Raw genomic sequence first — 9,166 nt, forward strand, 5'->3', positions numbered from 1 at the left:
GCTAGCTTCCTAGTTTGCTCTTTGATTTTCATTGAGTATAAAATGCCAGAAGAAAGAGCATAAAAGAGCACACAAAAAGAGACAAAAACAAGATCTACTAAATAAAGGTTCTATATTTGATAGACTTAGTTGTTCATGTCTCCCTTACCTCCGAAAATTATTATGTTTATTTTATACCTTTTGGAACACTTTGTCAAAAGAAATGTGAAATTCAAGTCTTTCTAGAAACCAAAAACAGGTCCATAGAGTGTCAAAACGTGTTTGACTTGATCGTAGTGAAACTTATCATAGTTTCGCCAAGCAGTGCGAGTTTGCTCATTCAGCTTAAGTGTGCCAAGTCCAATCAAGAGACTGGTACATTGGTAAAATTTCTCAAGATCAATTAAGATAGAGTTATCTAGTTTCTCAGCCTTTTTAAGTTGATTGAGAAGCTGGTCAATAATTTGTTGCAAGCGTAGATCATCAGGCAATCCTTGTTTGCAGGTTTGGTAAGCTTTATTTAACTCGGAAATGAGTTGATAAGCTTCTAAGATTAGTTCTTTGTCTTCCATATGAGCGTCCTCCTTTGCTCATGTATTGATGTCTATAGTATAGCACAAAAAATAAATTTGTCATAATAAATATATCAAAAACTAATAATATTTAAAACAAGGTCTGCAGCGATTAAATTAAGTGATTTCATGGTATAATCAAGTGAGTAAATCTTTATGGAGGAAGTATGAAATTAAATATTCAAGAAATTCGTAAGTTGCCGGAAGGCTTGCACTTTGAGCAAACTTTAGATTTGGTGGCAGACTTACGTAAACGTAATCAAGAAATTATAGATGTAAAAGATATTGTTGCTGTAGGGAAAGTTCAGTACGAAGACCGTATGTTTTTCCTAGATTATCAGTTATCTTATACAATCGTTCTAGCTTCTAGCCGTAGCATGGAACCGGTAGAATTGAAAGAGTCTTATCCAGTGACAGAAGTCTTTATGGAAGGTGCTACCAATCAACTGGATCAAGAAGTTCTAGATGATGACTTGGTTTTACCGATTGAAAATGGGGAAATCGACCTGGCTGAAAGTGTTTCTGATAATATCTTGCTCAATATTCCAATCAAGGTCTTAACAGCTGAAGAAGAAGCAGGTCAGGGATTTGTTTCTGGAAATGACTGGCAAATCATGTCTGAGGAAGAGTATCAAGCCCAACAAGCAGTCAAGAAAGAAGAAAATAGTCCTTTTGCAGGTTTACAAGGACTGTTTGACGGAGACGAATAGATGGTTTTATCCAAGAAACGTGCTCGACATGTCATTGAGGAAATCATTGCTCTTTTTCCAGATGCAAAACCAAGTCTAGATTTTCGTAATCATTTTGAACTTCTGGTTGCTGTTATGCTGTCTGCTCAGACGACAGATGCGGCAGTCAACAAGGCTACTCCTGGCCTTTTTGCAGCTTTTCCAACCCCACAAACCATGGCAGATGCAAGTGAGAGTGAGATTGCCTCGTATATTTCTCGTCTTGGGCTTTATCGAAATAAGGCTAAGTTCCTTAAGAAGTGTGCCCAGCAACTACTGGATGATTTTGACGGTCAAGTCCCTCAGACTAGGGAAGAATTAGAGAGTTTAGCGGGAGTTGGTCGTAAAACAGCTAACGTAGTTTTGAGCGTGGGATTCGGTATTCCGGCTTTTGCAGTTGATACTCACGTAGAGCGAATCTGTAAACACCACGATATTGTAAAAAAATCAGCTACACCCCTTGAGGTCGAAAAACGTGTTATGGATGTCTTGCCACCAGAAGAATGGTTGGCAGCCCATCAGGCTATGATTTACTTTGGTCGTGCTATCTGTCATCCGAAAAATCCAGAATGCGATCACTATCCACAGTTATACGATTTTAGTTCATTATAAGGCTTAGCATTGAATGTTTTTACTTGCTTTGAACTAGGCTTTGTGATATAGTAATGACAATAAAATATTCCTTTAAACCTGTCCCGTGAGGCAGGCAAGGAGCTCGATTAAGTAGAAGGGTAAGTCTATACTGTTTGCAGTATGGCTCGCTTAGTTATACATTCTCAAGTCTCCTTGAAAAAGGAGACTTTTCTTTTTGGAGGTTTGTCATGAAGACAAAAGAAGTTGTAGACGAATTAACCGTCAAACGAGCGATTACTCGGATCACCTACGAGATTATCGAGCGAAATAAAGATTTAAACAAGATTGTATTGGCTGGGATAAAAACACGTGGTGTCTTTATTGCTCACCGTATCCAGGAGCGTTTGGAACAATTGGAAAATATCTCTGTTCCCGTTGTAGAATTAGATACCAAACCTTTCCGCGATGATGTCAAAAGCGGTGAAGATACTTCATTGATTTCTGTCGATGTGACAGATCGCGAAGTCATTTTGGTGGATGATGTACTCTATACAGGTCGTACAATCCGTGCTGCTATCGATAACATTGTCGGACATGGTCGCCCAGCGCGCGTGAGTCTTGCGGTACTGGTTGACCGTGGGCATAGAGAATTGCCAATTCGTCCAGACTATGTTGGGAAAAATATTCCAACTAGTCGTTCTGAAGAAATCATCGTTGAGATGACAGAACTTGATGGTCAAGATAGAGTTTTGATTACTGAAGAAGCTTAATAGCTAAAGGAGTAGCCATGTCAGAAAATCAACAAGCATTGAAACATGTGGTATCCATGGAAGATCTCACTGTGGATCAGGTTATGAAATTGATTAAACGAGGAATTGAGTTTAAAAATGGAGCAAAAGCGTCTTATGAGGACCAACACATCGTCTCTAATCTCTTCTTTGAGAGTTCGACTCGTACCCACAAATCTTTTGAAGTAGCAGAGATTAAACTGGGCCTTCAGCTACTGGACTTCGATGTAAAAACAAGTTCAGTCAACAAGGGTGAAACACTCTACGATACAATTTTGACCTTGTCAGCCTTGGGAGTAGATGCCTGTGTCATCCGACATCCAGAGGTGGATTACTACAGAGAGTTGATTGATAGTCCGACGATTACGACTTCGATTATCAATGGTGGGGATGGTTCGGGTCAACATCCTAGCCAGAGCTTGCTTGATTTGATGACCATTTATGAAGAATTTGGACACTTCGAAGGACTCAAGGTAGCCATTGCTGGTGATCTTGACCATTCACGTGTGGCTAAATCCAATATGCAAATCTTAAAACGCTTAGGAGCAGAACTCTACTTTGCTGGACCTGAGGAATGGAGAAGTCAAGAGTTTGCAGACTATGGACAGTTTGTAAGCATTGATGAAATCATTGACCAAGTTGATGTGATGATGTTTCTCCGTGTTCAGCATGAGCGTCATGAAAGTGGAACAGTCTTTTCAAAAGAGGGTTATCATGCACAGCATGGTTTGACTCAAGAACGTTACGATCGCTTGAAAGATAAAGCTATTCTGATGCATCCAGCTCCTGTAAATCGCGATGTTGAAATTGCTGATCACTTGGTCGAAGCACCAAAATCACGTATTGTTCAACAAATGACCAATGGTGTCTTTGTCAGAATGGCAATTTTAGAATCTGTATTGACTTACAGAAACGCAAAATAAGACACAAAACGTTAAAAGATGCCTGAGAGCATCCACGAGAGGTGAATTTATGACTAAACGACTTCTAGTTTTAGAAGATGGAACAATTTTTGAAGGAAAAGCCTTTGGGGCTGACATCGATGTAACTGGTGAAATTGTCTTTAATACCGGGATGACTGGTTATCAAGAATCTATTACGGATCAGTCTTATAATGGGCAAATCCTAACCTTTACCTATCCCTTGGTTGGAAATTATGGGATTAACCGTGATGACTACGAGTCTATCAGTCCAACCTGTAAAGGTGTAGTGGTATTTGAAGAAGCTCGTAGAGCCAGTAACTGGCGCAACCAGATGACGCTGGATGAATTTTTGAAATCTAAGAAAATCCCTGGTATTTCAGGTATTGATACACGTGCTTTGACAAAAATCATTCGCAAACATGGGACTATGAGAGCGACTCTGACACATGTGGGAGATAGTATCGACCACATCACAGATCAGCTTCAAGCAACTGTTTTACCAATAGATAATATCAAACAGGTTTCTACAAAAACTGCTTACCCAGCTCCAGGAGTAGGTTTGAGCGTGGTGCTCGTTGACTTTGGTCTCAAGCATTCAATCTTAAGAGAGTTGTCTAAGAGAGATTGTAATGTAACGGTCGTTCCTTATACTACAACAGCAGAGGAAATCCTTCACTTGAATCCAGACGGAGTTATGTTGTCAAATGGACCGGGAAATCCAGAAGATGTACCAGAAGCACTCGATATGATTCGTGGTATTCTCGGAAAAATTCCAATCTTTGGTATTTGTATGGGGCACCAGCTCTTTGCCATGGCAAATGGTGCCAAGACCTATAAGATGAAATTTGGTCACCGTGGATTTAACCACGCTGTACGCGAAATTGCAACAGGGCGCGTGGACTTTACTAGTCAAAACCATGGATATGCAGTGAGTCGTGAAGATTTTCCAGACCATTTGATGATTACTCATGAAGAAATCAATGACAAGTCAGTTGAAGGTGTACGTCACAGATACCAACCAGGTTTCTCTGTGCAATTCCACCCAGATGCTGCACCAGGTCCGCACGATGCAAGTTATCTATTTGACGAGTTCATCGAGATGATGGAAGCTTTTAAAGAACAGAAAAGAGGGAGCGAGTAATGAGTAATTTATTTGACAAATTTCAAAATATTTTCGAAGGGAAATCTGAGCAATTTAAAGGATATTCAAAATATAAAGGAAAAGTTGCTAATGAATTATTAAAAGATGAAGTAAGTAATGTTTTGAAGAAAAATTCTCTACCCTTAAAAGTTTCTGAGATTAATGCTTTTGTGATAGGTAGTAAATTCGAGTATGATTTGTTAATTTTAAACGATGATGCTAACCCTGATAATTTTGCTTATAAATATGAAGATGTTAAAGCTATAATAGAATGTAAAGTTAATGGTTTATATGATCCTGAAAAAAATACTGACAGTATAGCAAAAGCTATTAATGAGGTTAGAGGATTAAACAAGGATATCGCTTTTGGTTATGTTACATTCAGTGAGGTAGTACCAAAGAACATGACTTCTGTTCATTATTGGGATTTGACGGAGAAGTTTTTAAATCAAAAAGTGACAGATTCTCATTTATTTGCCGTTACTTTAAGAACAGGTAACAAAGTCATTAATTCCACAACGCCCGAAGATTTTGAAAAGTTTATCCTTAAATTATGTAGCTGTTAAAATTTCTAACTAAGTTTATTTATAAAAAATCGTCGGAGAATTTATGTAACTGAACACGGACGGAAAGCCCGGAATTTAGAGAACCCATCTCGAATTGTCAATCTTTCCTTGGTTTCCTAAAATTCAATCGCTTTCTATTCGTCCTTTGTATCTTATTTAATAGCAACCTGAGAGTTGCTGAATAGAAAGGCAGGTCGTTTCTTTTAGTCGCTATTAGGCGAACTAAAAACTCCCTGCACTAGATTTTTTATCGAAAAAAATCGTTTCGCTAAAAAATCGTCGGAGAATTTATTTAATGGCAACCTGAGAGTTGCCGAATAGAAAGGAGAAGGGTGAGCCGTATTTGCTGAACTGAATACGGGCTACGGACGTTGCTAAAAAGATAGTTATTCCTAGAACTGACAGTTCTTCGTCATAACTCCTATTTTAGCTTTGTCCGCTTGACGCCCTTAATATCTTATAAATGCCTAAACGTACTGATATTCAAAAAATTATGGTGATTGGTTCTGGTCCGATTATTATTGGTCAGGCTGCTGAGTTTGACTATGCTGGGACTCAGGCTTGCTTGTCTTTGAAAGAGGAAGGTTATGAGGTTGTCTTGGTGAATTCAAACCCTGCAACTATCATGACTGATAAGGAAATTGCAGACAAGGTTTACATTGAGCCAATCACACTTGAGTTTGTGACTCGTATTCTCCGTAAAGAACGTCCAGATGCCTTGCTTCCAACTCTTGGTGGGCAAACAGGGCTGAACATGGCCATGGAATTGTCTAAAAATGGCATTCTTGATGAATTGGGAGTAGAACTTCTCGGGACTAAATTGTCTGCCATCGACCAAGCGGAGGACCGCGATCTTTTTAAACAATTGATGGAAGAGCTGAACCAACCAATTCCTGAATCAGAAATTGTTAATACAGTGGAAGAAGCCGTAGCTTTCGCAGCAACAATTGGTTACCCAGTGATCGTCCGTCCAGCCTTCACACTTGGTGGTACTGGCGGTGGTATGTGTGCCAACGAGGAAGAATTGCGTGAAATTGCTGAAAATGGTTTGAAGTTGTCACCTGTTACCCAATGTTTGATTGAGCGTTCTATTGCAGGTTTCAAGGAAATCGAGTACGAAGTGATGCGTGACTCAGCTGACAATGCTCTTGTTGTATGTAACATGGAAAACTTTGACCCAGTCGGGATTCATACAGGGGATTCCATCGTATTTGCCCCAGCGCAAACTATGTCAGATTATGAAAATCAAATGCTTCGTGATGCAAGCTTGAGCATTATCCGCGCTCTCAAGATTGAAGGTGGATGTAATGTTCAGCTAGCCCTTGACCCCCACAGCTTTAAGTATTATGTTATTGAAGTAAATCCTCGTGTATCGCGTTCGTCAGCTCTTGCTTCTAAGGCGACAGGTTACCCAATCGCTAAATTGGCTGCTAAGATTGCAGTCGGTTTGACCTTAGATGAGGTCATCAACCCAGTTACAGGTTCAACTTATGCCATGTTTGAACCAGCCCTTGACTACGTGGTTGCCAAAATTCCGCGCTTCCCATTTGACAAGTTTGAAAAGGGTGAACGCCGTCTTGGTACTCAGATGAAGGCGACTGGAGAAGTTATGGCCATTGGTCGTAACATCGAGGAGTCACTTCTTAAAGCTTGTCGCTCACTTGAAATTGGGGTTCACCACAATGAAATGCCTGAGCTTGCAGATGTTTCAGATGATGCCTTGATTGAAAAGGTTGTTAAGGCTCAAGATGACCGTCTCTTCTACGTATCAGAAGCCATTCGTCGTGGTTATACACCTGAGGAAATTGCTGAGCTTACAAAAATCGATATCTTCTATCTGGATAAACTCTTGCATATCTTTGAAATTGAGCAAGAATTGGGCTCACATCCACAAGATCTTGAAGTTTTGAAAACAGCAAAATTGAATGGATTTTCAGACCGTAAGATTGCTGAACTATGGAAAACGACAGCTGACCAAGTTCGCCAGCTTCGTTTGGAAAACAAGATTGTTCCAGTTTACAAGATGGTTGACACTTGTGCGGCAGAGTTTGAATCAGAAACTCCTTACTTCTATTCAACCTATGGTTGGGAAAATGAATCGATCAAGTCTGAAAAGGAATCCGTACTGGTCCTAGGTTCTGGTCCAATCCGTATCGGTCAAGGAGTTGAGTTTGACTATGCGACTGTTCACTCTGTTAAGGCAATTCAAGCTGCTGGCTACGAAGCTATTATCATGAACTCGAACCCAGAGACAGTTTCAACCGACTTCTCTGTATCGGATAAACTTTACTTTGAACCATTAACATTCGAAGATGTCATGAATGTCATCGATTTGGAGAAACCAAAAGGTGTTATCGTTCAGTTTGGTGGTCAAACAGCTATCAACCTTGCTGAGCCATTGGCTAAAGCAGGTGTGACTATCCTTGGTACGCAGGTTACTGACCTAGATCGTGCCGAAGACCGTGACCTCTTCGAACAAGCTCTCAAAGACTTGGATATTCCACAGCCACCTGGACAGACTGCTACAAACGAAGAAGAAGCAGTACTTGCAGCCCGCAAGATTGGTTTCCCAGTCCTTGTTCGTCCTTCTTATGTCTTGGGTGGACGTGCTATGGAAATTGTAGAAAACGAAGAAGATCTCCGTTCTTACATGCGCACAGCCGTTAAGGCAAGTCCAGATCATCCAGTTCTTGTAGACTCTTATATCGTCGGTCAAGAGTGTGAAGTAGATGCTATTTCAGATGGACAAAATGTCCTCATCCCAGGTATCATGGAACATATCGAACGTGCCGGCGTCCACTCAGGTGACTCCATGGCTGTTTACCCTCCACAAACCTTGTCTCAAAAAGTGCAAGAAACAATCGCAGACTATACTAAACGTCTTGCAATCGGCCTTAACTGTCTTGGGATGATGAACATTCAGTTTGTCATCAAGGATGAGAAAGTTTACGTTATTGAGGTGAATCCACGTGCCAGCCGTACGGTTCCATTCCTTTCTAAGGTGACCAATATTCCTATGGCTCAAGTAGCAACCAAGCTTATTCTTGGTCAAAACCTTGAAGAACTTGGTTACCAAGATGGACTTTACCCTGAAAGCACCCGTGTTCATATCAAGGCACCTGTCTTCTCATTTACCAAACTAGCTAAGGTAGACAGCTTGCTCGGTCCTGAGATGAAGTCAACAGGTGAAGTTATGGGTTCTGATACGACTTTGGAAAAAGCTCTCTATAAAGCATTTGAAGCTTCTTACTTACACTTGCCAACCTTTGGAAATGTAGTTTTCACCATTGCTGATGATGCTAAAGAAGAGGCTTTGGATTTGGCTCGTCGTTTCCAAAATATTGGTTATGGTATCCTTGCGACTCAAGGAACAGCAGCTTTCTTTGAAAGTCATGGCTTGAAGGCTCAACTCGTTGGTAAGATTGGTGATGATGAACATGATATCCCAAGCTATGTTCGTAAAGGGAAAATCCAAGCTATCATCAACACAGTTGGTACTAAACGAACTGCTGATGAAGATGGTGAACAAATCCGCCGTTCAGCTATCGAACATGGTGTACCACTCTTTACAGCCCTAGATACAGCGGATGCTATGCTTAAGGTACTTGAAAGCCGTAGCTTCGTTACAGAAGCCATTTAGTTTCTTGATAAATGATCTAAGTAGCTTTTATCCAGCGTCAAAAGACGCTGGTTTTTCCTCTTTTATAGAGAAATCGAGTTAGAAATAATAGTTACAGTTCACCATTAAATGTCAAAGTTTATCAATAGATTTATCATTACCGTTAAGTGAGTAGACTTATTCTGACTTTCCCTAAAATTTTGTTGAATTTTCTTAAGTTTTTATCATATTTTTTATAATTAAGGTGCCTTAAGAAAAATATTAAGGTGCCTTAAGA

8 protein-coding genes are annotated in these 9,166 nt (G+C 40.2%); 7 read left to right on the forward strand and 1 reads right to left on the reverse strand.

The window, feature by feature from the left end; genetic code table 11:
- Positions 1 to 221: 221 nt before the first annotated feature.
- Entirely contained in the window at positions 222 to 551 is a 330-nt protein-coding gene (locus ADH31_RS03710; RefSeq protein WP_049509063.1) for a hypothetical protein, read from the reverse strand.
- A gap of 167 nt (positions 552 to 718) precedes the next feature.
- On the opposite strand from ADH31_RS03710, the gene ADH31_RS03715 reads away from it, so the two are divergent.
- The 7 genes from ADH31_RS03715 to carB all read left to right on the forward strand — a co-directional run bounded on the left by ADH31_RS03715 (position 719) and on the right by carB (position 8,910).
- A complete protein-coding gene (locus tag ADH31_RS03715) occupies positions 719 to 1,261 on the forward strand; it encodes a YceD family protein (RefSeq protein WP_049509064.1) in 543 nt (180 codons plus the stop codon).
- Positions 1,262 to 1,891 carry an endonuclease III gene (nth, locus tag ADH31_RS03720; protein WP_049509065.1) on the forward strand — a complete coding sequence of 210 codons (630 nt, stop codon included), beginning with the start codon at positions 1,262 to 1,264 and terminating at the stop codon, positions 1,889 to 1,891. It abuts the gene before it with no gap.
- A 209-nt stretch (positions 1,892 to 2,100) separates the two neighbouring features.
- The gene (gene pyrR / locus ADH31_RS03725; protein WP_000850020.1) at positions 2,101 to 2,622 is read left to right on the forward strand and encodes a bifunctional pyr operon transcriptional regulator/uracil phosphoribosyltransferase PyrR; all 522 of its coding nucleotides are present in this window, start codon (positions 2,101 to 2,103) and stop codon (positions 2,620 to 2,622) included.
- Positions 2,623 to 2,639: 17 nt separating this feature from the next.
- Positions 2,640 to 3,563 carry an aspartate carbamoyltransferase catalytic subunit gene (locus ADH31_RS03730; protein WP_049509066.1) on the forward strand — a complete coding sequence of 308 codons (924 nt, stop codon included), beginning with the start codon at positions 2,640 to 2,642 and terminating at the stop codon, positions 3,561 to 3,563.
- 49 nt (positions 3,564 to 3,612) lie between these two features.
- Entirely contained in the window at positions 3,613 to 4,704 is a 1,092-nt protein-coding gene (locus ADH31_RS03735; RefSeq protein WP_049509067.1) for a carbamoyl phosphate synthase small subunit, read from the forward strand.
- The gene (locus tag ADH31_RS03740; protein WP_049509068.1) at positions 4,704 to 5,270 is read left to right on the forward strand and encodes a hypothetical protein; all 567 of its coding nucleotides are present in this window, start codon (positions 4,704 to 4,706) and stop codon (positions 5,268 to 5,270) included. The genes ADH31_RS03735 and ADH31_RS03740 overlap by 1 nt, the downstream gene beginning before the upstream one ends.
- A gap of 463 nt (positions 5,271 to 5,733) precedes the next feature.
- Entirely contained in the window at positions 5,734 to 8,910 is a 3,177-nt protein-coding gene (carB, locus tag ADH31_RS03745; protein ID WP_049509069.1) for a carbamoyl-phosphate synthase large subunit, read from the forward strand.
- Positions 8,911 to 9,166: the final 256 nt, after the last annotated feature.

This window comes from Streptococcus pseudopneumoniae (assembly GCF_001072375.1).
GTDB classification, from domain to species: Bacteria; Bacillota; Bacilli; order Lactobacillales; family Streptococcaceae; genus Streptococcus; species Streptococcus pseudopneumoniae_L.

Coding starts and splice junctions, on each gene's coding strand:
- ADH31_RS03710 (WP_049509063.1), bottom strand. CDS start 551: ATGGAAGACAAAGAACTAATCTTAGAAGCTTATCAACTCATTTCCGAG.
- ADH31_RS03715 (WP_049509064.1), top strand. CDS start 719: ATGAAATTAAATATTCAAGAAATTCGTAAGTTGCCGGAAGGCTTGCAC.
- nth (WP_049509065.1), top strand. CDS start 1,262: ATGGTTTTATCCAAGAAACGTGCTCGACATGTCATTGAGGAAATCATT.
- pyrR (WP_000850020.1), top strand. CDS start 2,101: ATGAAGACAAAAGAAGTTGTAGACGAATTAACCGTCAAACGAGCGATT.
- ADH31_RS03730 (WP_049509066.1), top strand. CDS start 2,640: ATGTCAGAAAATCAACAAGCATTGAAACATGTGGTATCCATGGAAGAT.
- ADH31_RS03735 (WP_049509067.1), top strand. CDS start 3,613: ATGACTAAACGACTTCTAGTTTTAGAAGATGGAACAATTTTTGAAGGA.
- ADH31_RS03740 (WP_049509068.1), top strand. CDS start 4,704: ATGAGTAATTTATTTGACAAATTTCAAAATATTTTCGAAGGGAAATCT.
- carB (WP_049509069.1), top strand. CDS start 5,734: ATGCCTAAACGTACTGATATTCAAAAAATTATGGTGATTGGTTCTGGT.